At 62.5% G+C, this 25,700-nt stretch carries 29 protein-coding genes; 13 read left to right on the top strand and 16 right to left on the bottom strand.

Annotated features, from left to right (window positions below; translation table 11 throughout):
- Positions 1-97: 97 nt before the first annotated feature.
- The 7 genes from WDLP6_RS31470 to WDLP6_RS31440 all read right to left on the bottom strand — a co-directional run bounded on the left by WDLP6_RS31470 (position 98) and on the right by WDLP6_RS31440 (position 7,374).
- Entirely contained in the window at positions 98-1,177 is a 1,080-nt protein-coding gene (locus tag WDLP6_RS31470; RefSeq protein WP_162571113.1) for a hypothetical protein, read from the bottom strand.
- A 140-nt stretch (positions 1,178-1,317) separates the two neighbouring features.
- A complete protein-coding gene (locus WDLP6_RS31465; RefSeq protein ID WP_068673735.1) occupies positions 1,318-2,283 on the bottom strand; it encodes a hypothetical protein in 966 nt (321 codons plus the stop codon).
- A gap of 79 nt (positions 2,284-2,362) precedes the next feature.
- Positions 2,363-2,680 (bottom strand): hypothetical protein, encoded by a 318-nt coding sequence (locus WDLP6_RS31460; protein WP_146039466.1) that lies wholly within the window; start codon positions 2,678-2,680, stop codon positions 2,363-2,365.
- Positions 2,673-3,590, bottom strand: coding sequence for an AAA family ATPase (locus tag WDLP6_RS31455; RefSeq protein WP_162571112.1), 918 nt, complete (start codon positions 3,588-3,590; stop codon positions 2,673-2,675). The genes WDLP6_RS31460 and WDLP6_RS31455 overlap by 8 nt, the downstream gene beginning before the upstream one ends.
- Positions 3,591-3,633: 43 nt before the next feature.
- Complete coding sequence (gene recD2, locus WDLP6_RS31450; protein ID WP_068673740.1) at positions 3,634-5,871, bottom strand: SF1B family DNA helicase RecD2; 2,238 nt, start codon at positions 5,869-5,871, stop codon at positions 3,634-3,636.
- A gap of 159 nt (positions 5,872-6,030) precedes the next feature.
- On the bottom strand, positions 6,031-6,345 hold the full coding sequence (locus tag WDLP6_RS31445; protein WP_269475019.1) for a YbaB/EbfC family nucleoid-associated protein: 315 nt from the start codon (positions 6,343-6,345) through the stop codon (positions 6,031-6,033).
- Positions 6,346-6,402: 57 nt separating this feature from the next.
- Complete coding sequence (locus WDLP6_RS31440; protein WP_162571111.1) at positions 6,403-7,374, bottom strand: 5'-3' exonuclease H3TH domain-containing protein; 972 nt, start codon at positions 7,372-7,374, stop codon at positions 6,403-6,405.
- A gap of 168 nt (positions 7,375-7,542) precedes the next feature.
- On the opposite strand from WDLP6_RS31440, the gene WDLP6_RS31435 reads away from it, so the two are divergent.
- Positions 7,543-8,160 carry a hypothetical protein gene (locus WDLP6_RS31435; RefSeq protein ID WP_068673747.1) on the top strand — a complete coding sequence of 206 codons (618 nt, stop codon included), beginning with the start codon at positions 7,543-7,545 and terminating at the stop codon, positions 8,158-8,160.
- Positions 8,161-8,198: 38 nt separating this feature from the next.
- Positions 8,199-8,753, top strand: a complete 555-nt coding sequence (locus tag WDLP6_RS31430; protein WP_162571110.1) for a hypothetical protein — start codon at positions 8,199-8,201, stop codon at positions 8,751-8,753.
- Between the two features lie 57 nt (positions 8,754-8,810).
- Here WDLP6_RS31430 and WDLP6_RS31425 read toward each other — a convergent pair whose 3' ends face one another.
- Complete coding sequence (locus WDLP6_RS31425) at positions 8,811-9,914, bottom strand: DUF7146 domain-containing protein (RefSeq protein WP_162571109.1); 1,104 nt, start codon at positions 9,912-9,914, stop codon at positions 8,811-8,813.
- 48 nt (positions 9,915-9,962) lie between these two features.
- Between WDLP6_RS31425 and WDLP6_RS31420 the strand changes: the two genes are divergently transcribed.
- The 5 genes from WDLP6_RS31420 (at position 9,963) to WDLP6_RS31400 (ending at position 13,355) form a co-directional block, all read left to right on the top strand.
- Positions 9,963-10,391, top strand: a complete 429-nt coding sequence (locus WDLP6_RS31420) for a hypothetical protein (RefSeq protein ID WP_162595294.1) — start codon at positions 9,963-9,965, stop codon at positions 10,389-10,391.
- Positions 10,392-10,770: 379 nt separating this feature from the next.
- Positions 10,771-11,043 (top strand): hypothetical protein, encoded by a 273-nt coding sequence (locus WDLP6_RS31415; RefSeq protein WP_162571107.1) that lies wholly within the window; start codon positions 10,771-10,773, stop codon positions 11,041-11,043.
- Between the two features lie 126 nt (positions 11,044-11,169).
- Entirely contained in the window at positions 11,170-11,340 is a 171-nt protein-coding gene (locus WDLP6_RS31410) for a hypothetical protein (protein ID WP_157103369.1), read from the top strand.
- 247 nt (positions 11,341-11,587) lie between these two features.
- Positions 11,588-12,250: a reverse transcriptase-like protein gene (locus WDLP6_RS31405; protein WP_162571106.1), complete on the top strand. Its 663-nt coding sequence runs from the start codon at positions 11,588-11,590 to the stop codon at positions 12,248-12,250.
- Positions 12,251-12,311: 61 nt separating this feature from the next.
- On the top strand, positions 12,312-13,355 hold the full coding sequence (locus tag WDLP6_RS31400) for a hypothetical protein (RefSeq protein ID WP_162571105.1): 1,044 nt from the start codon (positions 12,312-12,314) through the stop codon (positions 13,353-13,355).
- On the opposite strand, the gene WDLP6_RS31395 is transcribed toward WDLP6_RS31400, so the two are convergent.
- Positions 13,318-13,716, bottom strand: coding sequence for a hypothetical protein (locus WDLP6_RS31395; RefSeq protein ID WP_162571104.1), 399 nt, complete (start codon positions 13,714-13,716; stop codon positions 13,318-13,320). The genes WDLP6_RS31400 and WDLP6_RS31395 overlap by 38 nt on opposite strands.
- A 134-nt stretch (positions 13,717-13,850) precedes the next feature.
- On the opposite strand from WDLP6_RS31395, the gene WDLP6_RS31390 reads away from it, so the two are divergent.
- Positions 13,851-14,093 carry a hypothetical protein gene (locus WDLP6_RS31390; RefSeq protein ID WP_162571103.1) on the top strand — a complete coding sequence of 81 codons (243 nt, stop codon included), beginning with the start codon at positions 13,851-13,853 and terminating at the stop codon, positions 14,091-14,093.
- 65 nt (positions 14,094-14,158) lie between these two features.
- On the opposite strand, the gene WDLP6_RS31385 is transcribed toward WDLP6_RS31390, so the two are convergent.
- The gene (locus WDLP6_RS31385) at positions 14,159-14,344 is read right to left on the bottom strand and encodes a DUF3606 domain-containing protein (protein WP_162571102.1); all 186 of its coding nucleotides are present in this window, start codon (positions 14,342-14,344) and stop codon (positions 14,159-14,161) included.
- Positions 14,345-14,507: 163 nt separating this feature from the next.
- On the opposite strand from WDLP6_RS31385, the gene ligD reads away from it, so the two are divergent.
- Positions 14,508-16,484 (top strand): DNA ligase D, encoded by a 1,977-nt coding sequence (ligD, locus tag WDLP6_RS31380; RefSeq protein ID WP_162571101.1) that lies wholly within the window; start codon positions 14,508-14,510, stop codon positions 16,482-16,484.
- A 10-nt stretch (positions 16,485-16,494) separates the two neighbouring features.
- Here the strand turns inward: ligD and WDLP6_RS31375 are convergent, their stop codons facing one another.
- Genes WDLP6_RS31375 through WDLP6_RS31355 form a run of 5 tightly spaced genes read right to left on the bottom strand, consistent with a single transcriptional unit; the run spans position 16,495 to position 19,088 of the window.
- A complete protein-coding gene (locus tag WDLP6_RS31375; RefSeq protein WP_162571100.1) occupies positions 16,495-16,863 on the bottom strand; it encodes an ExbD/TolR family protein in 369 nt (122 codons plus the stop codon).
- Positions 16,860-17,219 carry a hypothetical protein gene (locus WDLP6_RS31370; RefSeq protein WP_162571099.1) on the bottom strand — a complete coding sequence of 120 codons (360 nt, stop codon included), beginning with the start codon at positions 17,217-17,219 and terminating at the stop codon, positions 16,860-16,862. The genes WDLP6_RS31375 and WDLP6_RS31370 overlap by 4 nt, the downstream gene beginning before the upstream one ends.
- A gap of 2 nt (positions 17,220-17,221) precedes the next feature.
- Positions 17,222-17,665 (bottom strand): MotA/TolQ/ExbB proton channel family protein, encoded by a 444-nt coding sequence (locus tag WDLP6_RS31365; protein WP_162571098.1) that lies wholly within the window; start codon positions 17,663-17,665, stop codon positions 17,222-17,224.
- A gap of 18 nt (positions 17,666-17,683) precedes the next feature.
- The gene (locus WDLP6_RS31360) at positions 17,684-18,415 is read right to left on the bottom strand and encodes a hypothetical protein (protein WP_162571097.1); all 732 of its coding nucleotides are present in this window, start codon (positions 18,413-18,415) and stop codon (positions 17,684-17,686) included.
- Positions 18,416-18,422: 7 nt separating this feature from the next.
- Entirely contained in the window at positions 18,423-19,088 is a 666-nt protein-coding gene (locus WDLP6_RS31355; protein ID WP_162571096.1) for a hypothetical protein, read from the bottom strand.
- 76 nt (positions 19,089-19,164) lie between these two features.
- Here WDLP6_RS31355 and WDLP6_RS31350 point away from each other — a divergent pair, with 76 nt between their 5' ends.
- Positions 19,165-19,590 carry an HAD domain-containing protein gene (locus WDLP6_RS31350; protein WP_162571095.1) on the top strand — a complete coding sequence of 142 codons (426 nt, stop codon included), beginning with the start codon at positions 19,165-19,167 and terminating at the stop codon, positions 19,588-19,590.
- A gap of 58 nt (positions 19,591-19,648) precedes the next feature.
- On the opposite strand, the gene WDLP6_RS31345 is transcribed toward WDLP6_RS31350, so the two are convergent.
- The gene (locus tag WDLP6_RS31345; RefSeq protein WP_162595293.1) at positions 19,649-20,647 is read right to left on the bottom strand and encodes a 3'-5' exonuclease; all 999 of its coding nucleotides are present in this window, start codon (positions 20,645-20,647) and stop codon (positions 19,649-19,651) included.
- Between the two features lie 216 nt (positions 20,648-20,863).
- Here WDLP6_RS31345 and WDLP6_RS31340 point away from each other — a divergent pair, with 216 nt between their 5' ends.
- The 3 genes from WDLP6_RS31340 to WDLP6_RS31330 all read left to right on the top strand — a co-directional run bounded on the left by WDLP6_RS31340 (position 20,864) and on the right by WDLP6_RS31330 (position 25,621).
- Positions 20,864-21,493, top strand: coding sequence for a hypothetical protein (locus tag WDLP6_RS31340; protein ID WP_162571093.1), 630 nt, complete (start codon positions 20,864-20,866; stop codon positions 21,491-21,493).
- Between the two features lie 168 nt (positions 21,494-21,661).
- Entirely contained in the window at positions 21,662-24,286 is a 2,625-nt protein-coding gene (locus WDLP6_RS31335; protein WP_068673781.1) for an ATP-binding protein, read from the top strand.
- 156 nt (positions 24,287-24,442) lie between these two features.
- Positions 24,443-25,621 (top strand): hypothetical protein, encoded by a 1,179-nt coding sequence (locus tag WDLP6_RS31330; RefSeq protein ID WP_162577695.1) that lies wholly within the window; start codon positions 24,443-24,445, stop codon positions 25,619-25,621.
- Positions 25,622-25,700 lie beyond the last annotated feature (79 nt).

Genomic DNA, 25,700 nt, shown 5'->3' with positions numbered 1-25,700 from the left:
TTTCAACGACGCCGGTGCTCAACCGGCGTCGCCTTTTCTGGCCTAGGCAAAGAAAAAGCGCCCGACGGAGGGGTCGGACGCTTCGAAGAACGAGTTTTCAGGCGGCAGCGGCCATGGCCTTGCGAGCAATCAACACGGCGAGCTTCTCCTGCTCGATGCGGTGCTTGATTGCAGGTCCGGCTAGCCCTTGGGCCAAGCCCTGGAAGTCAATGTTCCTGAGTGCATCGCAAGACGCGCGAAAGCCGTCGGCACCGAACGTGTGCATCAACTGCAACGCTTGCACCGTAGCTTCCACCCGTTGCGGGCGGCGCAGCACGTCGAGCCCCTCGAGCAACGCCAGTTGGCGCTGGGCGACTAGGCTGTCGAATTGGCGAAGCTCGGCCTGCTCGGCACGCTGCACGCAAAGCGCCAAGTCCGTCACGTCTTTTGGCAGCTTGCCCGAAACCTGGTCGCTGTCGAGCCGGAAGGCGCATGCGAAGCGAACCTCGAGGGCTGCCTCGCTGGCTACCGCGCGCCGAAGCGATTCCACGTAGTCCGGCCGGACGCTGATGCCTTTGAACGCATTCGGGCCACTTAGAAGCCCGAGCCCAAGCAAAGTCGTCACCATGCAGTCGGGATGTGGCTCCATGAGGCCGCGCTTGAGTTCCGCCCAGATTCGCTCGAACGGCAGTTCCGCCAGGTCGCCTGCGGCGACCATCCCATGCATCGTCATGAGCAGGCTGTTCTCGATACACCAATCGGGGCCGAACCGAGCCTGGAATCGTGCCACGCGCAGCACACGCAGGGGGTCTTCCAGGAAGGCGCCCGACGTGTGGCGAAGTACCTTCATCTCAAGGTCGCGTTTGCCCCCAAAGGGGTCGATGAGGTCGCCCCCGAGCGCCATCGCCATCGAATTGATGGTCAGGTCTCGACGGCTCAAGTCCTGCTCGAGCGTCACGTTCTCAGTAGAGACCGTGAAGCCCGTGTGGCCGGCTGCCGTCTTGCGCTCCACGCGCGCGAGCGCGTATTCATCCTGCGTCAGGGGGTGCAAAAAGACCGGAAAGTCCTTGCCGACGGGGCGAAATCCACAGTCGAGCATGTACTCGGCGGTCGCGCCGACCACCACATAGTCGCGGTCCTTGGGAGTAAGGCCGAGCAAGAGGTCGCGCACTGCGCCTCCAACGAGAAAGGTCTGCATGTCTGCTCCAGTTATTGTCCTGACACGTGTAGCCAGGGTCGGAGCAAAGGCCTAGAACTGCTGAGGTTTTTGAGCGCCCCGAGGCCGCAGCCGTGGCGCTGTCGTCGGGAGATGCGCGGCTTTTTTGTGCTTAAACGGAGCTAGTCGGCCTTGGTGCCGTCCACGTACGGGATGCCTAGCTGGCTTGCAGGCGCAGCTGCAATCTGCCGAACATCCGCCGGTGTTTCCTCAGGGAAAAGGAACTCTTTGGTTATCCGCGCTTTGAAGTTCGTTAAACGCAGGGTCGGGGCGTCGAACTTCAGCACCCAATCGTTGGAGGCCTCCGGGCGGTCGGTCACCAGCTCGCGCACGGCCTTGCGAAAGTGCATCCCGCGCACGAAGGAGAACAGGTTCGCCCAATCCACCGGAGGCAACAGAAAGGGGGTTTTGGCGCCCGGAGAGCCAAGGTCAAAATGGGATTCAAACCGGTGCTTTATCCCGGATAGCGCGAGCGTCGGCGCGCGAGGCGCAAGTTCGTTACGTACGAAGCTCTGGGCACTTTCAACTTCCACGGCGACAACGAACGGAAGCACGAAGGCGGACCACGCCTCAGCAGGTGCCACGTCACCCAGGTGGAAGGCGTCAGCCCATTTGTCACTGAAAAGTTGCAATAGGCCGGAGCGAATAGCCTTAGGCCGTAGCTTGTAGAAGCTTTCGACGGGGCTCGCCTCCGGCATGACGGTCACGTTGTGGGTCTGGTCAGCCCACAGGGTTGAAAGGCTGGACTCCAACCCTTCGATGGCCCTCGCCCACTGGTCGACCTGAAAGTCGAAGCCGGGCGGCAGCAGCACGCCGATGCCGCCGAGAATCAATCGCCAGCTGTCTGTGGCCGCCGGGACGTTTTCCTCGGCTGAGACCGTCCGGATAACGCGCTGGAGATACTGTGCAAGAATCACATTTTCTGAGCGCGCCTTCAACACGACATAGGCGAGGTCGCGGTCGTTGACAACAAAGTCTTCGACGCACTCTGCAAGCAGAGCGAATGCGTCCTGGCGCCCACCTTCGGGGCCCGGGCTGAGCCCTAGTCGGGCCAGTTGCAGTAGTTCCGAAGCGGATATTTGGCTCAAATATGTTACCTAGCAAGCGAACACTCTAAACGGGCAGTACCCGGCAACTCAACTTAACCTGAGATTATCGCCGCCGCGGCTATGCGACAAACCGCGAGACGAAAATAAGCCACGCAGGCACCCAAGCTGAGAGGGACGCCGGCGCTTTTTCGGCCCAACTAGCGATACCTTGAAAGCATAAATAAACATAGGCCATGTGTAACGCAACCAGTCCAAATAGACGGGTCCGAAACTGAAGGCAGGTGAGCGCAGTGTTGGACAGTAGCCACAGTACAAATCCTGCGGCGTTGGTCTGGTTGATTAGGTAGTTGCCCCATAGTCCGCCGACCACGCCCACCAGTTGCAGGAAGTTTTCGAGTGAAAAGAGCCGCTCTAGGAGCGGCTTTTTGTCAGACAAGGCGGATACCTCGGATGTCATATTCGGATTGCATGCGCTCATGTGCATAGTGTTTTAGCCAAACGTCTAAGGCTTGCTCAGGGGTGTCAAACCTGGCCCGGGCGAGAAACGCGGCATCTCGGCTCGAGCTCGACGGCTCGTACTCGAAGATGGCGTCCTTGTTCAGACAGCCGCCCCAGGGCGTTCGGACGGCCCAACGGTCCGGCTGAGCGCTCTTTCGTCTGGTGCAGCGCTCCAGCGTGGCCCAGGGCGACCCGTCCCCGTCGACAGCCAACAGGTAGGTCATGACCAAGAGCGGCTTATGTTCCGTCATGCAGGAGGTCTCCAGCCCAAAGGCGGCAAACTCTGGCACCGGCGGCTGGCCAATGTTCAAACTGCTCACAACGCGCCACGGCGCCAGCATGTCGACAGGAAGCTCCGTGTAGGGGATGTTCTTCCGTGCCAGGAAGGCTCGCATCTGTCGCTCCACTTCTAGCGCTTCGGCGCGACCCTGCGTCCGCCCGCGTTCCTCGAAATGGCCCGCTTCCAGGTCGCGGGTAACGAAGAAGTTGATGTTTTCAAAGGCTTCCGATGCCTCGTCGACGAGGGGTTCAAAACTGCCAAAGTACTTGCTCGGGGCATAGAACTGGCAGAGCTGCAACGGGCTGTCCGTCACCCCAAACTCGTAACCCGAGCGCTCGATGACGAACTGCTTGTGATGTTGCTTGGCAAACAGGTAGACCTGTTCCTCGGTCAACTGCCACTTTCGCCCGGATAGAACCAGATACTTCGCATACTCGCTCACGAGCTCCACGCTGCAGTGCTGGGCCTTCATCAGCCAGAAGATGCCGGCAGCGACGGAGCTTTTGCCCACTCCTGGTGCGCCAAAGAGGTTGATGATTTTGAGCTTGCCGCTTCGCTTGGAGGTCATGGATTTCCGGGGCTGGTAGTTGCCCTCGGTATAGCCAGCTAACTTATGCAGCAAGCGCTTCTTCTCGCCGCATCTCTGCGGGCAGCCCCTTCATGAGACATTCCTTTAGGCGCGTCCAACGCTCATCCTTCTGAGCGCGCTCCACCGCCAGCTTCATGGCCATTGGCTGGCCGACGACCACGCACAACTTCCGTGCTCGGGTCACGCCGGTGTACACGAGGTTACGTCGAAGCATCATGTAGTGGCTGGTATCGAGCGGCATGATGACCACCGGAAACTCCGAGCCTTGGCTCTTGTGGATGGTGAACGCGTAGGCAAGCGCCAGCTCGTCCAGGTCCTGGAATCTATAGACGACCGGAACCGCGTCGAACTCCACCATGACGGTTCGGGTCTGGGCATCGACGTCTGAGATGTAGCCGATATCGCCATTGAAGACGTTCTTGTCGTAGTTGTTGCGCAGCTGCATGACCTTGTCGCCAGTGCACCACTTGGTCCCGTTGAACTCGACCTGCTTTTCAGGCATCGGGTTCAGGAATGCCTGCAACTGAACGTTCAGGGCCAGCACGCCGAGCTTGCCGCGCCGCATTGGCGCCAGAATCTGGACGTCACGGATAGGGTCGTAGCCGAGCTTGTACATGTCGCGGGCAAGGCGAAGGATTTCCTTCTCGATGTCCGAGCGCGCCTTCTCCTTGTCGGTTTCACTCTTCGGGTCCCGCGGCATGATGCTAGAGAAGTGGAAGTCCGAGTCCTGGAGATAGCTCAGTTCCGGCATGTCGCCACGGTTGATGGCGTGCGCGTTCCGGATGATTTGGCTCTTCGCGGCCTGGCGGAATACCTGGCGCAGCATCACCGTGGGCAGCACGCCCGAGTCGATGATGTCGCCCAGCACCTTGCCCGGACCCACGGAAGGCAGCTGGTCGACGTCGCCGATGATGATGAGGCGCGTGTGCGGCGCGAGCGCGCGGATGATGGACAGGAACATGTAGATGTCCACCATCGAAGATTCGTCGACCACGAGGACGTCCGCATCGAGCGGATTCTTCTCGTTGAACTTGAACGTACCGTCCCGCTGGACTTCCAGCGTGCGGTGCACCGTCTGGCCGGGGAAACCCGTGGCTTCGGCCGCGCGCTTGGCTGCCTTGCCGGTGGGCGCGCACAGCTGCAGCGGGCTCATGCCGGCCGCCTGGAGACACTCCATAACGACCCGGGTGATGGTCGTCTTGCCGGTACCGGGACCCCCTGTGATGACGCATACCTGAGACAGCAGCGCCGCACGAACCGCATCGCGCTGAGCGTCCTCCAGCGTGATGTGCATGTCCATCTCGACGGAGAGGATGGAGACGTCGATGTCCTTGACCGTATGGGCCAGCGGACGCTTGGCGTGCTTCAGGAGTAGGTCCGCCACCGCCTTCTCGGCCTTGTAGGTTCGCGGGGAGAACAGGCACTCCACCCCGCCTGAGAAATCGCGAATCAGGCTCTCGGATTCAACCTCCTGCTCGAAGCAGGTGCTGAGAACGTCGTAGTCCACACCCAGGAGTTCGCTCGCCTTCTCGCGAACGACTTCCACCGGCAGACCGCAACTGCCCTGCCCCTCGGCCTCGCGCAGGACGTAGTGCACGCCGGCACGGATGCGGTACTCGCTGTTCCGCGGAATCCCTTGCTTGAAGGCTGCTTCGTCGGCCGTTCTGAACCCGATGCCCCAGATGTCCTGACAGAGGATGTACGGGTTCGCCTTGATTTTCTCGACCGCCGAGGCGCCGTACTTGTCGAGGATGCGCTTTGCTCGCAGGGTAGACAGGCCCGCCTTGTGCAGGAAAACCATGATTTCGCGCGTCGCCTTCTGCTCGGCGTACGACTCGATGAGCGAGTCGATGCGCTTTTTGCCGATGCCTTTGACGCCCTTCAGGCGTTCCGGGTGGTTCTCGATGACGTCAAAAACGTCTTCCCCGAACGCGTCGACCAGCTTCTGGGCGAACCCCTTGCCGATGCCGGGGATGGCATTGGACATGTACTTGACGATGCCTTCGAGCATCGTGGGCTGCGAAAGGGTTACCTCCACCGCCTTGAACTGCGGGCCCCATTTCGAGCTTCCCCAGGCCCCGCGCACGCTGATGAGCTCGCCCACGTTGATGACAGGGGCGGTACCGAGCACCGTGCGCTCGCCCTTTCCCGGCACATCGACTTTTGCGACGAAATAGCCGTTCTCGGGGTTCACGTACGTGAGGATTTTGACCACACCGCTCAGTTGCTCGGTGGGCTGGGAAGAAGAAGGACTGGCCATCGAACCTTAAAACGCCGGCATGCGCCAATGCATTTTACGTAGAGTTTAGTCTTTAGTAAAGGGGATGGGTTTATAACGCAGTTCCGGCTCTCCCCTTTTCGTTCAGGCAAATGAAGAAGCCCGCCGAAGCGGGCCTTCAAAGGACTTCTAGCCCTTGGTTTAGCCCAGGCCTGGAACCTTCATGCCAAAGGGAATCAGGCCGGCGGCCAGGCTGCCCAGCTTGGCCTTCGACGCTTCTTCCTTCCTCGCATTGGCATTGGCCACAGCCACCACGACCAGGTCGCCCAGGGTCTCGAGGTCTTCGCTCTTCAGGCTGGCGTCATAGTTCACGCGCTTGAGCTCGCCGGCGCCGGTGATGGTCACGGTGACCAGGTTGTTGGCTGCGGTGCCTTCGAAGGTCATCGCGGCAATTTCGGCTTGAGCGGCTTCCATGCGCTTTTGCATTTGGGAAAGTTTGCTCAGCAAGCCGGGCATTTGTTTCATGTGTGCTCCAAGGGGCAAATAATGGGTGATACGGTCTAGTCCAGCCGTTTATCTTTTCGCGGTCCAGCTAAAGTGGATGTTGGAGATGGCGCGTTGAACCGAAAGTACATCGGCCTTCTCCAGCTCTTTGGACAGGGGGCGACCCCAGTAGCTCCAGTTGGTCAGGTAGTCTGCAAAGCCCAGTTCGTCGAAGAGCCCTGCGAGCTCCATTTCGTCGAGTTGGCCGACCGTAGTTCGGATGTCCGAGCCTTGGAGCACCGGGCCGGCCGATAGGTCGACCAGCTTGACGTTGCGGCGGACGCTCTCACGCACGTCCGCGTCGGTCAGGCCCTGGTAGTACTTCGCTTCCGCGCCGAAGGTGAGCAGGTCCTCCGCCGCGGTGAGCGCGGCCTCCAGACTTCCGTATTTCGCGAGGAGCGCCGCCGCCCGCTTGAGGCCCACGTCTTCGACGCCAGGAATGTCGTCGGTCGTGTCCCCGGCCATCGCCTTTGCGTGGGCGTAGAGCTGGGGCGAACTCACGCCGGTTGCCTTGAAGAACCCATCCAGCTCGATGACTTGCGTCAACTTCTTGGCGTTCACCCAGCGCACCCGGTTTGCCACGAGGCTCAGCCAGTCCGTGTCCGAGGTCGACAGGTCGACCAGATGCCCCTGCGCCGCCAGCTGTCCCGCAAGGCCGAATGCCAGGTCGTCCGCTTCCGCGCCAGGATGCAGAAGCTGAATCACGGGGAAGTAGTTCAACGCACGTTGGATGAGCGGCCGCTGTGGCTCGTAGGTCTCGCGCGCCTCGCGCTGCTCAGGCGTCTTGTGCCGCGAGCTTTTGTACGCCGGCAGGAGGTCGTAGCGCCACTGCGCCCTGCCGTCCCACAGGAGAAGGTTCACTACGCCCTGCGAGAAGTGCAGGCGGGAGCGCACGTGCTCCAGGAAGCCACGAACTGCGTGCGTGTCGTGGTGGCCTGCTTTCTTCCCGATGAAATACTGGGCAAAGCCCAGCGCGTTGGCGTCAATGAGACGGACTTGCATTGGCTGGTAGCGGTTGAGGGGACCTGGCCTGTAGTCACGGGCTTTAGCCGCGCGGCTGTGCTTGGCGCTTTCCGCCCAGGCCGCCCGGGAGCCCCGCGAGGAAGTCCATTTTGTTGCAGCCTGGTTTACGCTGTTGCATTCTGTTCGGCCTGGTGTAAGCTGTGCGCGATGCCCAGCCCTACCACCATACTCAACGACGCCCTGGCCGCCGCCCCGAAGGAGGGGCTTGAGCTCTACTTGGAAGCTATCGAAGCGCTCCGAGAGAAGGGTCACACCTGGCGCGAAATCGCTTCGTTCCTTACAGAGCGAGGGGTGCCTACCGACCACTCGAAGGTGTTCCGACTGGCGACCCGCCGTGAAAAGGTCGAGGCCGAGGTGATGAGGTTCGAGGTTCCCAGCGCGGACCGCTATGCCTCAGCCCTCCTCCAGCTCGAACAGGAAGGGGGCGTCAGCGCAATGGGCCGAGCCATGCTTGAGAGGCACTTCCGGGCGCACAACCGGACGGTCACCTTCACGGAGCTCGGCAATGCTGCCGCCCAGGTCAAGGAGGGAGCACGGACGAGTAAGTCGTACCGGTTGGCCAACGTGCTCTATGGCAAGCTTGCTCGCAAGCTGGGGGAGTCGCTGAAGATGAGCTTTGCCCCGAATCCCGGAAGCTCCGAGCCGTTCTACAGCAGTGCAATCGGTCTGGCCAACCCCATGCAGCCCAAGGGCGGGGAGTTTCAGCTGGTGATGCACCACGAACTGGCGAAGGCGTTCGACCTGCTCGGCTGGTTCAGGCCCTGATAGCCTGACAGAAGAAGTTTTTTACAGAGGAGCTACGCATGAACGAGACCGCAAAGAGTGACGAGGTGGGTCCCTACAGGCTCGTTGCGTTGCTCTACGAGGGCGAGTATTTCGGCGTGGTGTACACCAACGGAGCCAAGGCGCTCACAGTCAAGGGCGCCAACCTGGACGATTGTTTCGCGCAGGTACAGGCCTGGACGTCCCAGCGCTTGGCTGAGAAGGCTCGAGCACGCAACGGACTGGTCCCGGAAGTAGGCGAGCTCACCGCCGCGTTCCGCCGCATCGAACCGCGCGTGCATGATGGTCAGCGAGCCATGCTGCGAGCGCACGTGAAGGCAAAGGACCGCCGGATAACCGCGACCGAGCTTGCCGCTGCCGCTGAATACAAGGGCCACGAGGCAGCGAATCTTCACTATGGGCGATTGGGCTGGCTGCTGTACGGCGAGGTGCCGACGGACCTGCCAGAGAGCCCCCGAGAGGGCTTGCCGGTTTACACCTTTGCGCTTGCGGACGGCGAGCGACAGGGCGCCGAGTGGGTATGGACGTTGCGCCCCGAGGTGGCTGCAGCAGCAGTGGCTGCCGGCCTGGCCTGAAGCGCTCCCGCGCCTGGCAAAGAAAGAGCTCCCGGGAGGGAGCTCTTGAAGAATGGATTAAGCGGCCTTGCGGTACTCCGGCGGCGGAGACCACTTCTGCCATTGAGGTGGGTAGCCTTCCAGTCCGGCCGTCAGCATGACGTCGAGCCAGTCGACGCCCTTGACGGCCTCAGGAATCGGGCCCTGCGGAACGCAGATTTCGACTTCCTTGCCTTCGGTGCGCAGACGGGCCGACAGCTTCTCTGCAGCCTTGATGCCGCGACCGCTGCGGTCCAGGTCAGCCCAGATGACGACCTTCCTGACGGACGCCGGGATTTCGACCGATTCCATCAACGTGGCCGACACACAGGCCCACACAGGCATGCGCGAGATGGCGTGAGCTGCCAGTGCGGTCTCAATGCCTTCGGCGACTCCCAGCACTTCGCCTGCTTGGAACAACTTGATGGCTGCCCCGGGCAGAGGATGGCAGGCGGACATCATCTTCTTGGCTTCGGGCACGTCGGCCTTGCCGCCTGTCGGACTGACGAAGATTCGGTGCAGCGAAGCAATGCGCCCCTGGCTGTCCTTGATGGGGGCCAAGAGACAGGGATGCCAGCCGGTGATGGCCTTCGCGACCTTGTCGTAGTACGGCATACGCGGATGCGCACGCAGCGTGTTTGGCATGTTCTGCAGCCAGATGCCTCGCGCGGCGAGGTACTTCTCCGCCGGCGTGTCCTTCAGGGTCGTGGAGGCCATCCAGGTTTGCCGGATGCGGCCATACGCCTTTCGGGGGTCGACGAGGTCGGGAATTTTCGGAGGCGGCGGGCGACGTACCACGACGGGTGCCGCGGCTTCGCCTTCCAGGAGTTGGGCGACTTCACGGACTGCGTCCTTGTACGAGATACCTCGCACCCATGCGACCATGGCGAACCCGTTCGCTTGGGGGCCGCACGTGTTGCAGTAGCCGCCGCCAGTCTTCGGGTAGTCCTTGAACAGCCGAAAACCATCCGTGCCCCCGTGGATAGGGCACGACACGTGGTGCGGCGCCTTGTCCATCGCGTCGGCCAGTTCAGGGGCCAGCTCTTGGAGGATGTACGGCCAGTCGCCGTCGGCTTTCGCCTTGAGCTCTTGGAAGGTTTTGTATCGGCGTTCGTTCATTGGATTGAGGGTATGAATGCTCATCGCTAAAGATTTCAGTTGACCTGACTTCTATAGCGAGCCTTGCACATCATGTTGAAAACCCATAAAGCGAATGCCCGGGAAACCGCCTTCATCGCCTGCACCTTCCATTTCTTCTGGCTCGGCTACCGCGACTGGCTGATGGAACGCATCTATGGCCCGGCGCCTGGCGCGGCCGCCGCAAAGTCAGGCAGCCCCACCGCCGCGTCGCTCTGGTGGCTGGCCCTTACCATTCCTGCCTTCATCCTCCTCGCTGCAGTGATGGTGCCCCTGCTGGCACCCACCCTAGTGGCAGGGATGACCGCAGCCGGGAGCTCGGCCGTGGCGGACGTGAGCATGGGGTTCGGTGTTCTGAGCGGCCTGGTCTTTGCACTCGGTGTTCCCTTTCTGCTGGTGCGGCGCTTTCTGCGGTTTGCGAGTCACTGCTGCGAGCGGGGACAGTGCATCGAGCGGGGAGAGCGCCGGCGCGCTGGCCCTTGAAGCTCGCATCGTTCCTGGTAGGGGATTGTCGAACCCACGAACCCAAGGCACAGTTGCGAGCGCCGCCACTACCCTAGCCACGGAGGCCCGATGTCCCCAACCGGAACTGCTCCCACGCCCTCGAGTCCTGCCGCGCTCTCCTTGGGTCCGGCGGCGCCCTCCTCAGCACTGCAAGCTGCCGCCGTAGACCTTGACCCTAACAAGAGCCTCGACCGGCTGTACGACTACACCAAGTTCCATATCGGCGCCTATCTGACGCTCACAGCGTCATACCTCACCGCAGTTGGGCTCACCTTCGCGGGCGGGCCGGTGCTACCGCTGTCCGGCACCCTGGCCTCGCTCGCAGTCATTTGCTTTCTCATCGCCGGGATGGCCCGGGATGGCTGGCGGCGTAATCGCCAGCAGCCTGACGCAGGTGACGAGCGGTACGTCCGCCGCGTTCCTCGAGTCAGAAATTGGCCCCTGGGGCGCAACGTGGCTCAACGGCAAGGCGAGAAAGTGGACCTACTGGGAGCACACCGCCTTCTGGGCGGGGCTGTTCCTCGCGGCCCTGTCATTCCCCGCCGGCAAGGCATGCTACCGGGAGGCAGTTCCAACCCCCTGGTGTACGGCCATGCTGGCCGACACCGCTCCCCCGAAGGCGGAAAAGTAAGCGGCGCCCTCAAATACCGCAGACCGCGCCGCGCGCCCCGCCCATGCGTCGGAGTTCCTAGGCCCGCGTCCCTGTTCCGACATCGTCGCTATAGGGCTGAGTTCAACTACGTTTTTCGAGGCCCCTATGCAACTGCAAATCAGGCTCACCCAAGCCCAAGTCCGCGACGCCGCCATGCGTGAACAAGGTCTCTCTCCCAAGACCATGTCCATGAAGCCTGGTGTTCGCGTTGAACGCAACCGTAAGGCCCTGCACAAGCGCGGCTACGCCAAGCACAAGGCTCACGCTTTCGCCTGAGCTTCTTCCTAAGAGCACCTCCTGGTGCTCTTTTTCTTTTGGACGCCTCGGACTCCTGGCTATACGAGAGGGGCGCAACGCCCTGCCCTTTCTCTCATCCACAAGGATTGCCATGGCGCGGCTCCCACGCGCGCTTCAAGCCCACCCTCTTGCCCAGCTCCTCGGCAAGCTACTTCGTTTCAACGACCTTGACCAGCCACATGTCTGGTCCGCCTACCGTGCTTGCCGGCGGACAGCCCGGCGCGGAATGACGGAATCCAGTGTCGAGCAGCTCACCACTGACCTGTACGAGCGCATTGTGGGCGGAAGACCCTATGACGCTGTGGTGCTGGGCGCGAAGCTCGCCCAGGCCTTCACGTTGATAAAGCTGCGACAAGCGGGGGCGGCCGGCCGCCACCAACGGGCGCTGGCCAAGGAAGGCTTCCACCTGGTCCGAATGCAACTGCGGGAGCGACTGGGCATGCGCTCGGCCGAAAATGTCCCCTTTGTGCGGTTTGGTTCGCCCGACGCACAGCCCGCGCATCTTGCGTGGAGCGACGGCGCTGTGCGCGGTGGTCGCGCAGCGGTTGCCTTCCTCGTGCACGGTGCTGTCGGCACGCCAGCGCTCCAGGCAGCTCAGGCTTCGCACACCACCAACGCACTGGAAGCAGAGCTGGAGGCGGCACTGCTGTGCCTGGACGCCATGCTTGCCGCGGGCATCCGCAGGGCCCGCCTGCACGTCGATGCGCTCGGCGTGCTGCGCGCCTTCCAGGGCAAGCTTGCCCTCAAATTCTGCGTGCTGGAGGCGCAGCTGCTCAGAATGGCCGGGGAATTCCATCACCTCGAGGTGCGCCTGGTTCCGCGCGCGTTCAACGACGGCGCGGACCGTCTCGCGGCGGCGCTGCTTGCACGTGAGCCTAAAACGCATTGACCATTTTAAACTATGGACTTAAAATGCACGCCGCAGTTAGGTCCATCAGAAAGAAAAGTCAATGCGTTCGTCCCGTCCCGATTTCCTGTACCACCTCGATGAAGCCGCCACGGCTCGAAACGGGGGACGACAGATGGGAGCAATCAAGGCCTGCTACGACGCGCTGCACACGGAAATGCTGCACTCGGCAGACCGATTCGACGGGTTGGTCGAGAAGGCCCTGGAGGCGAGCAAGGGCGACCTGCGCAGGTTGCGCACGCTGGAGTTCTGCACCAGCGCCATCTACGACAAGATTCCTTTGCCAGCAGAGGATGGCAGCTTCCCCGAGTTCCTGTGGCTGTTTGCGGTGCCCTTCACCGTGACCTTCGCCCCCGAGGCGCTCGCGCAGCACGTATCCTTCAAGGGCCAGGTTATCGACGCTCAGGCGCTCATCGGCGAACTGGACGCCATTGGCTACTGCAACCCCCACGGCATCCTGCGCGCGTCGACAAAGCTTTTCAAGCGGGAGGACCTCCAGGTCATTGGTCCGAGAAAGCTCGGAAGGATGGTCCTCCAGGCCGAGCAAAGCGGTGAAGACCGGCTCGAGCCGTTGCCGCTCATGCTGGATTCCGAGCTGGACGCGTATCGCAGCGTGACCATGTTCATGCTGGTCTCCTGCCGCTTGCCGGTGGGCACCACCTCCGTGTTCAACCGCACCGTACTGTGGCCGGGCGAAACCTTTGCGCGTGTCGTGCAGGCTTCGATGGTGTCCCAAGGTGTCCAAGTGGAGTCCGTGGTGAGCCACATCCCGCACACGATTACCGAGATGCACCTTCGCTGCAATGGCCCGGCACTCGTCGAGCTGCAGGCCAATCTCGCCAACAGCCGCAAGGCCTACGGTAATGTGGAGGTCGGCGTGCGCTTCGACGTCTCGGGCTACGCAGAAATTGTCGGCAAGCTGCCCCACGAAGACGACGGTCACATCATCCTCATCCCGCCTTTCACCTATTTCGAGGCCGATTCCGAACTGCTTCGCGTCGTCGAGGGGATGTGCGCCGACATCGGCCTGCCGTTCGCGGGCGGCAGGTTCAGCTCACGACACGCGGTGGCTGGAGCTCTGCACTGAGCTGAGCCAGTACTTCAGGCGGGACCGGTTCCCACCGGCCACGCCGGTACCCAGTCGGGGTTAGCTCCATGCTGACTTCGTTCCATTCGGCTGAGAACGTCACCACCCCGTTCGACCAAAGCGGCCGCTCGTGCACGAAATGCAGGTGCGGCCCTAGCCGCTGCTGCCCGCGGACGATGAGTTCGAGGTAGTACTGCGTCGCCACGCTCTCGAAGTTCGCGCGCAGCGCGCCGCGGAACGGGCTCTCCACCTCTTCCCTGAACACTACGTACGGCAGCCGCCCGTCTACAAGGGCGCGGCGCACAAGCACAGGAATGCCGTCGTGGGAGCCTAGTGAAAAGACGCGGCGGTGAAAAAGCATGGGCCTCCTGGTGAACGGGGCGCGAGTTTAAACGGCAGGCGAGGCTGTTTCAAGTGGGTCGCTATAGGTCTTGTCTGAAGTACTTCCCCTTCAGTCACCCCTAGGACCACTGTCAACATCTGAGGAGCGACCCCATGAGCCACGCCATTGCCAAATTCCCGTTTGCCAACAACAACGCTCGCCAACCCGAGCCGTTCCTGAAGGAAATCGCCAAAGAAGGCGACTTTTTCGACAAGCTTCGTCTTTCGAGCCGACGTGAACTCTTCACGCTGCGCACGAACCTCGAAAACAAGGTACGCGAGTTCGGGGATGTTCGCAATCCTCTGCTCGACATGTGCCGCATGCGTCTGACGCAGCTGCGCGCACACCTCTCCTGAGGTGATTCTGCTGGCCGCTCAAACCTTCTGGTTTGAGCGGCTTCTTTTTGGCAGCGCGAGTCTGCCTAGCCGCCCTTCCCCTTCAGGTGGCGCTCCACGTCCTGGGCCATGGGGCCTACCGCCTTCACGGCTTCCTTGAGCTGCTCGGGGCTCACCCCAAACTTGGCGGACCAGTCACGAAGCTCATAGTCCTCGTTTACGTTAATCCGACTGCGGTCCTGGCCGCCAGTCTTCGTCTTGTCGTCAGCCATTACTTGTCTCCAGGCGTACGGGCACGGTGCCCACCACACATAGTGCCCGCCCCCAGAGGGCGCGCCGCCGGCCAATGGCCAAGTCGGCTGAAGGCGCGGTCCGACGGTGACGCGAGCAACCGGAGTGAACCTGGGGCACCGCGCGGGGTGGAAAATTCTCCGCATGCCCGCCGCCCGCAAAACCAGGCCCCAGCCCGACCGGCCGCCAATCGAAGGCGCAGTTGCCTCCGAGCTTCCGCCCTCGCTGGCGCCACAGTTGGCTACTCTCGCCACTCGCATTCCCCCGGGGGCTCACTGGAGCTACTCCATCAAGCTGGACGGTTACCGGATGATGGCGCGCGTCGAAAACGGCAGGGCAAAACTTATCACGAGGGGTGGTCACGACTGGAGCGCCAAGATGCCGGCCCTCATCGCAGAGTTGGAAGCAATGAACATCGGGAGCGCCTGGCTGGACGGCGAGGTCGTCAGCTTGAACGCCCAGGGGACCCCGGATTTCAACGCCCTCCAGAACTCCTTTGACCGAGGCGCAAAGTCCGCCAACCTGGTGTACTTCGTGTTCGAGCTGCCGTTCTTGAATGGCTGGGACTTTCGAGCGGCGCGCCACGAGGACCGATACACGGCCTTGGCCGCATTGTTCGAGACGAACGAGCAGGAGCACGTGCGACTTTGTTCGAGCCTCCCAGGCGACCCTTCCTCAATCCTCGCATCGGCGTGCGGCCTTGGGCTGGAGGGCCTCATAGCGAAGCGCCTGGACTCCCCGTATGTTTCCGCCCGGACTGATACCTGGCTGAAGCTGAAATGCAAGCTGCGCCAGGAATTCGTCATCGCCGGCTTTATACCCAGGACGGATGACGCCTCTCAGGTCGGCAAGCTGCTGCTTGGCGTCTACGGCCCCGACGGCACCTTCAAGTCCGCCGGGGGCGTGGGAACGGGCTGGTCGGCGAAGGAGGCCGTGAAACTTCGGGCCCGGCTAAGCAAGCTGGTGACGCCCAAGGTTGCATTTGTCGGCGGCGCGCCCAAGCCAGACCGATGGTCCAAGAACTCGTCCACTGGAAAGGTCAGCTGGGTGAGCCCGGAGCTGGTCGCCGAGGTAGAGTTCGCCGAATGGACGCCGGGCGGGCAAATCCGCCACGCGTCCTATCGTGGGCTGCGGGATGACAAACCCGCTCGAGAGGTCGTCCGGGAGCCCCAGGGCGCCGCGAACTCGCCCAATGCCGCGGGGAGCCCGTCAAAGGCTACGGTGAGGGGTGGCCCGGTCAGCCATCCTGGCCGAATCATCGACCCCACGACGGGGCTCACCAAGCTGGACTTGGTCCTCCACTACGAACGCGTTTCACATTGGATGCAGCCTCACCTGGCAGACCGGCCCTGCTCATTCCTTCGGGGGCCGAAAGGGGTAACTGGAGAACTATTTTTTCAGAAGCATGCCGATACCGCGGCAGTCCGGGGCCTGACCCTCCTCGAGCCGAGCTTGTGGCCAGGCCATGCCCCATTGATGGTCGTCAACAGCGAGGCAGCGTTGTGGAGCGCTGCGCGCGCAAATGTCATCGAGCTTCACACCTGGAATTCCCGAAGCGGCCATATCGACAGGCCAGACCAGATGGTCTTCGACCTCGACCCCGGTGAGGGAACGAGCTGGGAGCACGTGCAGGAGGACGCATCCCTGGTTCGGCTGATGCTTCAGGAGTTGGGGCTAAAAAGCTGGCTGAAAACAAGTGGCGGGAAAGGCTTGCACCTCCTCGTGCCCCTCGCCCCGGTCCATGAGGTGGCTGTCGTCAAGGGATTCTCCCAAGCCATCGTCGAGCACCTTGCTCGCGCGATTCCCTCGCGTTTCGTGAGCAAGAGTGGCCCGTCCAATCGCGTTGGCAGGCTCTTTGTCGACTACCTCCGGAACAATCGCGCGGCCACCACCGTAGCGGCGTTTTCGGCAAGGGCCCGGCCAGGATTGGGCGTCTCGATGACTGTGGACTGGGATGACCTGCCACTTCTGACGAGTGGCGCCCATTGGACGGTGGCAAACGCAGCGGACGAGCTATCGACGAGGACGAAGGACCCGTGGAGCGACTACTGGTCTACCCCGCAACTGCTTTCCACTCCGATGGAACGGCTCGGCTTTAAGCCCCTAAAGCCTGCCAGATAAGGCCCTGCCCTCATCGGGTCAGGAGGGCTATGTCCTTTGGCGCCGCCGCCTGAAGCTCGGAAATCACCGTTGCAATCTTCTCGTAGGTGGTTGCGCGGTCCACCGAGAGCTCCACTGAAACCGTGGGCGTAATGCGCGCTTTCAGCTCCTGCAGCGTCGTGGGACTGCTGTCCAGCATCAGGCTGCCGTCTTCCTGGAGCGACACCGACAGGCTTTGGGCAACTGAGGGGGCACCGCTCAGGCTCGTCTGTGGGAGGTCCACGGGGAGCTTCTTCACGAACATGGGCATCGCCAACATCATGATGACAAGCAGGATGAGCAGCACGTCCACCAGGGGCGTGACGTTGATAGCGGCGAGTTGTTGGCGGTTGGAAGTCATCTGGCGGGGGTGAATTGAATCCAGCCGTAGGTGGCGAGGAAGTAGCGCAGCTGGCCGCCGGCGGCGCCCATCCGGTCGATGGGCTCCCGAGCTGCGGCGATGGCTCGGGTGCAGGCATTCCACGACGTCAGGTCGCGCCGAGCTTCCAGCATCCACTGGCGGGCCAGGTCGTACCAGCCGTCCTCATCTGCGACGCCCAGCTTGGCCACCTCGGCGCTCTCGAGGCGGTGCAGGCGGCACCAGGCCTGCAGGGTCGCAACGACATCGCGCGCGGCGCCTTCCCCGGCCAAGTCGCAAAAGAAGTTCAGCTCATAGCCGGCAACGGTTACGGGAGGGAGAACGACGGTATCAGCCACGCTCACCTTGCCTCCTCGTTGGCGGCGCGCAGCAGGCGGTTGTGCAGCACCTGGATGCGGCGCTGCATCAGGTTGTACGCGACAAGTGCCGGAACGGCCGCGCACAACCCGACCAAGGTGGAGTTCAACGCGGTCGCGATGGGACCACTGATGAGCGTGATGTCGATGGCGGCCGAAGACAGACGCGACAGCGCCTGCATGATGTGCAACACGGTACCTGCGAGGCCGACGAACGGCGCCGCGCTGGCCATCACAGCCAGCAGAGCCATGCCGTTTTCCAGCGTTTCAACGTGTTCATCGATGTCCGCCTTGTCAGCACTTGCGGGCGCCTTCATGCCCGCCAAGCCTGGCGCATAGAGGATAGCGCCCTTGTAAATGATGACCGCGAACGTCAATGCGACAAGTGCATACAGAAGGTAGTCGATGGAAGCGGCGAGGTGTTGCATGGATTTTCCGGATTGGATTTAGGGAAGGGTCTTCAGCCGGTCTGTGTCCGGCACAAAGGGGATGCGCAGCTCAATCCAGCGTGTTTCGCCAGGGTTGAGCGGCGGCTGCAAGTTCGTCCACTTCTGGCCGATGGACGCCCAGGCGACGGCGATATCGGACAGAGGCTTGAATGAGCTGACAAGGATGTCGGAGTCGATGACGACGCCCTGGTCGTTCACGAGCAACCCGAGCACCAACACGTTGCCGCCCTGCTCCTCTGGATACATCTTGGCGCGCGGACCTTCAGGCAGGCTCTCTGGAGGCGCCTCAGGGGCTTCCTCGAGCGCTGCTGCCATGGCCGGCAGATTGGGAAGGGCTGCAATCGGCACGGCCTGCGGAAATGCGGGCTGAGACAGCGTGGGTAGGTCCGAGGGCGGAATGGCCACATTGGGGGCGGGAGGAGCGTCCTCCGCGACCTTTGGCGCGGGCTTCGGGGCGGGCGGCTTCGGCCGCGGCTTGAGCTTCGGCTTCGGTGCCTCGACAGGCTTGTCCGACTTCAGCCTCAGTTCCTTCTCCGAGCTGGGTGCCGGGGCTGGCGCGGCGGCCACTGGTGCCGCGGAGGGAGCCTTCACGGACACCCGCACGGGCGTAGGCGGCTTGGGGAGAATCAGCGCCACGCTGGGGGCCATGAAGTGCGCAAGCGCGAGCGACAGCGCGCCGCCGGCAAAGCCAGCGCCAAGCTTGACTAGGTAGTCGCGCGTCAGCAGCACAGCCGGCTCAGCCTCGACGACGGCGCACCATCCACAACAGCAGGATGGCGCCCAAGAAACCAAGGCCGCACAGCTTGGCGAGTTGCTCGTTCGCTCTGAGGACGGTCAGGTAGGCATTGGCGTCGCGCCAGTTGAAGCCGGCTTCGACGTCGTCTTCCTCGGCATCACGGTGCTTAGTCACGGTAAGCGTCCGCTCGTTCAAGGGGTCCACGCCCGCCTCGGCCGCAGCCGCGAGCGTGGTGTAGACCTTGGCAGGCTGACCCGGAATCAGGGCAGTGTGGCTTGGCGCCGCAGCGGGCGGTTGTACGCCGCCAGGCTGGGCCTCGGAAGCAGGCGCTGGCGCGGCGGCCGTGGCGGCCGGGAGGGCCGGGACGGGGGCAGGTTGCCCCGGTGCCCCTACGGTGCCAGCAATCTGCGGCAGACCCAATGGTGCGGGAGCCACATCCTGCGGCGCAGGAGTGACCGGAGCCGTTGCCACTTGTGGCTGGGCGGACCGCGGGGTTGCCGCGCTGCCGTCCAGGTTGGCAGCAACATCGGTCTGAATGGTGCCGCGCTCAGGGACGCCCGGGGACTCCACCTTCAGCGTAAAAGGCTTGCCGTCGGCGTCGTCGGACGCGAAGGCGGGACTGGCGAAAAGGGCGGCCGACAGTACGGCCAGGGCGAAAACGCGCATTCGATGCTCCTGGAATGCCTGAATCTAGGCATGTTGTTTAGCCATCGTTAGCCAGGCGCGGAACGCTATAGGAGGAATGAATTCAACTCTCCTACTCGACTTCGACGGTGTCGTGCACCGCAACATGAATGGCACGTTTGAGCGCATGCCGCTGCTCGAAGCGTGGCTCCTCGCACGACCGAGCGTCGATATCGTGATTTCGTCGAGTTGGCGGCTCGAAAGCAGCCTGGCGCAGCTTCGGGACTGTTTCGCGAGCGAGCAGCTCCACCCGCGCGTGGTCGGCGTGACGCCAGACCTGCCCGACGCGCTCCGGTACCAGCGCCAAGCGGAGATTGAGCACTACCTGCGCGAGAGCGCGCGCGTCCGGAGACCCTTCGCTGCGCTGGACGACGACGGCAGCCTATTCGCGCCCAGCTGCCCGTTCCTGGTCAGAACGGACCCCCGCATTGCACTCACGGCCGAGCACCTAGACGAGCTCGACCGAAGGCTGAGGCTGGGTTGAGGCCTTTCCAGTCGCCTGCGCACAAGAAAAGGGCCGCATGGAAGCGGCCCTTTTTTAATCAGCGGTACGCGCGCTCCATCGGAGTGCGCCGCGACGTAAAGCGGTTGTAAGCGTCGATTCGGTCAACCGGCATGCTGAGCCCCTTGCCATACAGGCATTCGGCCTTGAGCCAGTCGAGTTCAGCCGCGAAGTCCTCGACAGCCACGTCCATCGCCCAGGCCTTTTCGGCACCGGGTTCGTTCGCGGGGTCATGCCAGTGGTAGCCGCGCTTCTTGAGCAGGTCCTTGAAGTCGAAGTGCGCCCCGGTGGCCCAGATACGGCGCGCCTCGAGCTTGTAGGTCTCGAGAATCCGCTGCAGCGGGGTCTGGCCGTCGAAGCCGGCCATGGGCGTGTTCAGCACCTTCACCAGTGCCAGGCAGTCCACGGAGGCACGGTGACCTTCGAAGAAGAAGCCCAGGCACATCGCAATGTAGTCCAGCTTCGTGCCGGTGATGCCTCCGGCCTGCCAATCCACCTGCCTTTGAGAGCAGGCGAATGCTTTCGTCGTAAACACGGGGAAACGTCGCTCGAGAATCGTGCGGTCGAATTTCGCGTTGTGGCAGATGACCAGGTCAGCGTCCTTGACGAATGCGTCGACCTCCGCGTCGGAAATGCGCTTGCCGGCGACCATCTCGTCGGTGATGCCGTTGACCGCGGCCGCCTGGGCCGGAATCGCCCGGCCCGGGTCCTCGAGCTCGTTGAAGACGCGGGTCACGCCATAGATGTAGCCGATTTCACGGTCGTAGGCGACCTCGACCATGCCGAGCTCGATGATGTCGTCCGTCGTGTTGTCCGTTCCGGTGGTCTCTGTGTCGGCGACCACCAGGAAGCCGGCGCCCTCGGGGACCTCGGCCGGCGCAATTATCAGCTCGTCGACGTTCAGGGAGCGCAACACGCGAAAGAGCTGCGGGAACTTGTCGAGCACGGCTGCCAGAAGCGCCGGTTGCTCGTTTTCGGGGCTCTTCAGGATGTCCTGCAGAGTGGTGCTGACAGATTGCATGTTGGTGTCCTGCTTCATGGTTTCTGGTTAATTAGTTGGTCTTACTTTGTGTAGCGTCAGCTCGGAACCGTGAAATGCGTCACGGGGTTAGCCCGAGCGGATTGCAGGCGGATGTGAGGATGCTCACAACTGGGTAGCGAAAGCCGTTGGGATGGTTAGCGATGACTTTTAGACTTTCGGCACTGCGGGGAATAAGCCCCGCGACATCCAAAAAAACCCACAACGGACCTCATCATGACCGCCACCGTGCTCGCCTTTCGCACCGAACTTCAACTGCCCTCTCCCTCTGCGCCCGGAAATCCGGACCTGGTGATGGTCCTGCCCGATTTCCCCAGTGAGCAGCAAGCCCTTGCCTGGTCAGAGATGGTGGTCGACTCGCTGGCCACCGAGCAAGGCCCGTTCACGGCCCAGGCCGCTCGGCGTCTGGCCAACCAGCAAGCTGGCGAGCTGACGGTCAACGAGGACGATGTAGCCGGCATTCTGGTTCGCGCAGTGGCAACCGTCCAGCGCCCGAGCGGACGAGTGGCGGGCGTCGCCCTGGTCCACCTGTCCATGCACGCCGAGCGGGTCACGACGCCGGAGGCCAGCTACGCCCGCCTGCGCGTTGGGCTGCCGGTGGTTCACACGGCGGGCCTGGCTGTCCAAACGGAGGTCCTGGAGGCGGCGCTCATGAATCTTCTAGACCAGGCGGAGGCAGCCGCAGATGCTCTGGTGCAAGAGGTTCGGCGTGAGGCCAGCGACTGCGTGGTATGGAATCTGCCGGTTCGTTTCGGCGATGGCGAACTGCTGCAGGAACTCAACCTCCGCCTCATCGAGCGCTTCTACGCTTCGAGCCTTGACGAGGAGACGATGCTGGCCGCCTAAGAGCGCGGTCCGCCTCGGGAGGGTCGCGTGCGACCCATCTCGCCGACTGCTCGATGTCGGCCTAGTCCCCTTCCCCTGATTTGATGCCAGCCGCTTTAGCTGGCCCTGCGAGCTCCCTATACGACTCACAGGAACATTTATCAACTCACTCAGGAAACGGGACCCCCAATGCAGGTTTCACAAAGCTCTTCGACTTCGGTCGTAGCAAAGCAAGGTGTCGGCCAGACCGCCACTTTCGGCATCGCCCAGAACGCCCACATGTTCAACGTGCTGTCCTCCGGGCTGTACGGGGACAAGATTGGCGCCGTGGAGCGCGAGGTCGGCTGCAACGCGATGGACGCCCACATCTTCGGGCGCATGCCCACCCGCCCCATCGAGGTCAAGCTTCCCACGAAGCTCGACCTTCAGTTCTACATCAAGGACTGGGGCCCGGGGCTCAGCGACGAGGAAGTCAAAGGCATCTACACCGTCTACGGTGTCTCGACCAAACAGCAATCGAACGACCAAACTGGTGGTTTCGGTCTCGGCTCGAAATCGCCTTTTGCGTACACGCTCTTCGACCCCGAGAACGAGGACGGCTTCACGGTCGTCGCGGTCAAGGAAGGCAAGAAGCGCGTCTACGTGTGCCACCTCGACGACAACGGCTCGCCGGCAGTGACGGACATGGGCGTCTTCGACGCCGACCCGGACTGGCAAAGCGGCGTGATGGTGACCTTCCCGGTCCAGGACCGGGACATCGCTGAATTCCACGCCAAGGCGCAGGAAATCTTCCAGTGGTTCACGGTACCCCCGCGCATCCTCGGGATGGAAAAGCCTCTCAAGAAGCCAGAGTTCCATTTCGAGGGCAGCTTCTTTAATATGGGCGCTCCTTTCGGAACCAGTGGCGAAACGTTCCACCGGGTGCCCGCGGTCGTCATGGCCAATGTGCGCTATCCCATCGAAAAGGCTCGGCTGCGCGACCTGACGCCGAACATGCAGGCGCTGCTGGACGGCGGCATCCATCTCTTCGTCGACAACGGCGAAGTTCTGATGGCCGTGTCGCGGGAAGCACTTCAATACACCGACAAGACTCGCAGCGCCATCATGGCGCGGCTGGACCAGGCGGTGAAGGAAGTCGCGGAGCGCGTACGCGCCGACGTGATGACCAAGGAGCCGACGAAGCTGGCCTGGTATCGCAAGGTCCATAGCTACGTGAGCACGCTTCCCTCGAGCATCCGCATGAATCTCATCAGCTTCCTCAAGGAGGCCGGCGTGGGCAAGGACGACATCGAGCACATCCGACAGGTCGCAAACGAGAGCGCGCTCACCTTCCCCAAGGTCGGCGACGGCATCATGGGCAAGCAGCAGCCCTACCAGAAGGATGCAGATGGCGACTGGATTCGCGACGTCGCCGGAAATCCGGTCGTCGACGCCACCTGGCAGAACAACAGCTGCCGCGTGTGGCTGTATCGCTCCACCGAAACCGGTATCCGCAAGAAGGAAGTCGTCAACGGCTATCAGGACTTCACCAAGGACAAGCCGGTTCTGACCACCGTGCCGGTGCTCTCGGACACCCGGGTTTACTACTCGGACAGCAAGTCCGCTGACGCGCGTATCCGCTACGCGCTGAGGCAGTCGGGCTCCCCGACCGATGCATTCTTCCTAGTCGTAGCTGGCCGGGGCGTGGACGCCGTTCACGCGAAGGCATTGGGTGAGCGGATTTGCGGTCCGGACGGAATCGAAGGCCTGCCGTGTGCAGGGACCTCGACGCTGCCGGTGTCTCCGAGTTACGCCTCGGACCTCGAACGACGCAGAATGCGCAAGTCGATGACGCTAGAGGAGCTGACCGCCGGCGAAGAGGTGACCTTCACCACTTTTGCCGCGGGTGGCACCTCGAAGACGACGCTGGGCGACATTGAGGAAGAAGCCGAGAAGTTCTACGTCATCCGACGCCGCGACCGGTTCATGAATCATGGCTCGACCGGCTGGGTTGGCCCGCGCGAGCGGGACTTCTGCAGCACGATGCGGACCATGCAACGGGTGCTCAAGCGCCTCGGCCACGAGGTTGCCGGCGCCGTGATGGTGGAAAGCGAGGCGACAGTGCGTCGGCTGAAACTGGTCGAACTGGGCTACCGCCCGCTGATGACCTGGACAGTCGGCAAGCTGAAATCGGGAAGCAACTGGAAGCGCTTGGTCGCAAGCATCGACCGCACGCCCAAGGCAGACCTGGCGCAGCCCTACATCGCGAAGCAGTACTCGCTGCTAGGCATCCTGGCAATGCATCTGCTGAAGCGTACCCCTGCATGGGAAGCGCTTGAGCCTCGGCTCGCCGGGCATCCCTTGCTGGAGGAGGTTGCAGCTTTTGCGTTCAAGGTGAACGGAGCGCTCGGGGACGACGACTTGGCAACGGAGCTCAAGTACCTGCAGTCACACATCGACGGCGCGTATCTCGACGTGACCGAGTGCAAGCGCAAGACGCCGTATGAGGTGAGTCAGTCAGTCGGCAAGAGCTACCCCCTGGCATCGAGCATCTTCGACGACGACGCCCTGCTGAAGGTCATGGCCGAATCGCCTGAAAAGGCGGCCACCATGCTCGTGACGGCGCTCGCGCTTGACCCCCTGCCCGGAGAAAGGGTGGAGTTGGAGGAAGCCGAAGAGCCAGAAGACGCTGTGCAGGAAGATGCAGACGAGCCGGACGTCGCCGAGGACTCATCGGACACCCAAGTCGATGTGACCGCCGAAGCTGCCAACAGCGACGGTGCTCCCGAGCCTGCCGCCGAAGTCACCGCCGAAGCCATGCTACTCGCAGCGTAGCCCTCGGCAAGTTCTCATTCGAGAGCGCTCCATTCATTTGGAGCGCTCTTTTTTTTCGCGTATAGGCCTCCTCACTGCCGCACTCGCTATAGGTCTCAGTAGCGCGGTTGTTCTGCGCTCTGTAAGGCACCTTTTTTAATTATGGAGAAACACCCAATGCAAATGAGCATGATGCACCTGCCCGGCGGAATCCACATGGTCTTCGACGGTCGCCCCATCATGGTCGCGAAGAACAGCGACCACTATGAAGCGGTCCGAAAGGCCCTGGTCGAGAAACAGAAGCCCGAAGACATCCTTGAAATCCTGGACGGCGAGAAGCGTCGGCTCGAAGCCGCCGTGCTCCTCACGCCGAACGTCGAGGTCAAGGGCGGCCAGGTCCTGTACAAGGGTGAACCGGTGGCCGGCGTCATCGTCCAACGCATGCTCGACATGCTGGAAGAGGGCTTCGACCTCACGCCGTCTGCCAATTTCCTGGAAAACCTGATGCTCAACCCGTCGCTGCGCGTGGTCGAACACCTGTACGAATTCCTCGAGGTTGGCAAGCTTGCGCTGACCGAAGACGGTTGCTTCGTCGCCTACAAGGCAATCACCGAGGACTGGCTCGACATCTACACCCGCAGCATCGACAACAGCATCGGGCAGACGCCCACCATGCTGCGCAACAAGGTCGACGAGAATCCGGACCGCACCTGCAGCCGGGGTCTCCACGTGTGCTCGTACGACTACCTGCCGCACTTCGCGAACGCCAACGGCCGCATCGTGGAATGCAAGGTGAATCCGGCCGACGTGGTGGCCATCCCCCGCGACTACAACAACACGAAGATGCGCGTGTGCAGGTACGAGGTGACTCGCGACTTGACCGACGCGTACAAGGCCGACAACAACATTCTCACCGCGGCGACGGTGGCGGCAGACATGCCGTTCATCGTCGAGGTCGACTATGGCTCCGGCTGGCGCGAGCACGAGGCCTTCGACCGCTTGTCGGACGCTGCGGCCGAGTTCGAGGACGTGGTGGAGAACGGTGACGTGAATTCCGTGCGCCTGCGCAACCGCGTGAGCGATGTGACCATCGACGAGCGCAATGGCATCGACCGCGGCGACCGCGAACTGGACAACGACGCCCACCAGGACGACCTGGAAGGCTTCACGGTGCACGGCGTGCAGCACGACGGTGTCACGGTTCAACTGGAAGACGACCATGGCGGCGGCACCAGCGAGGAAGGCGTGTTCGACAGCGTGCAGGATGCAGTCGCGTTCGCGCTCGATGACGAGACCGGCTACGCAGAGATTCGCATTCTGGACCGTCTTGGCAACACGGTGAAGACGCTCAGCTAAGCGCTCACCATCATTCAGGGCCCCGCATCCTCGCGGGGCCCTTTTTCTTGGCCGGCTCTGCGTCCCTGCGCGCAGGCGT

Source organism: Variovorax sp. PBL-E5 (genome assembly GCF_901827185.1).
Classification (GTDB): domain Bacteria; phylum Pseudomonadota; class Gammaproteobacteria; order Burkholderiales; family Burkholderiaceae_C; genus Variovorax.
The sequence above is the reverse complement of the archived record's forward strand: the minus strand, read 5'-3'. Positions and strand labels throughout refer to the sequence as shown.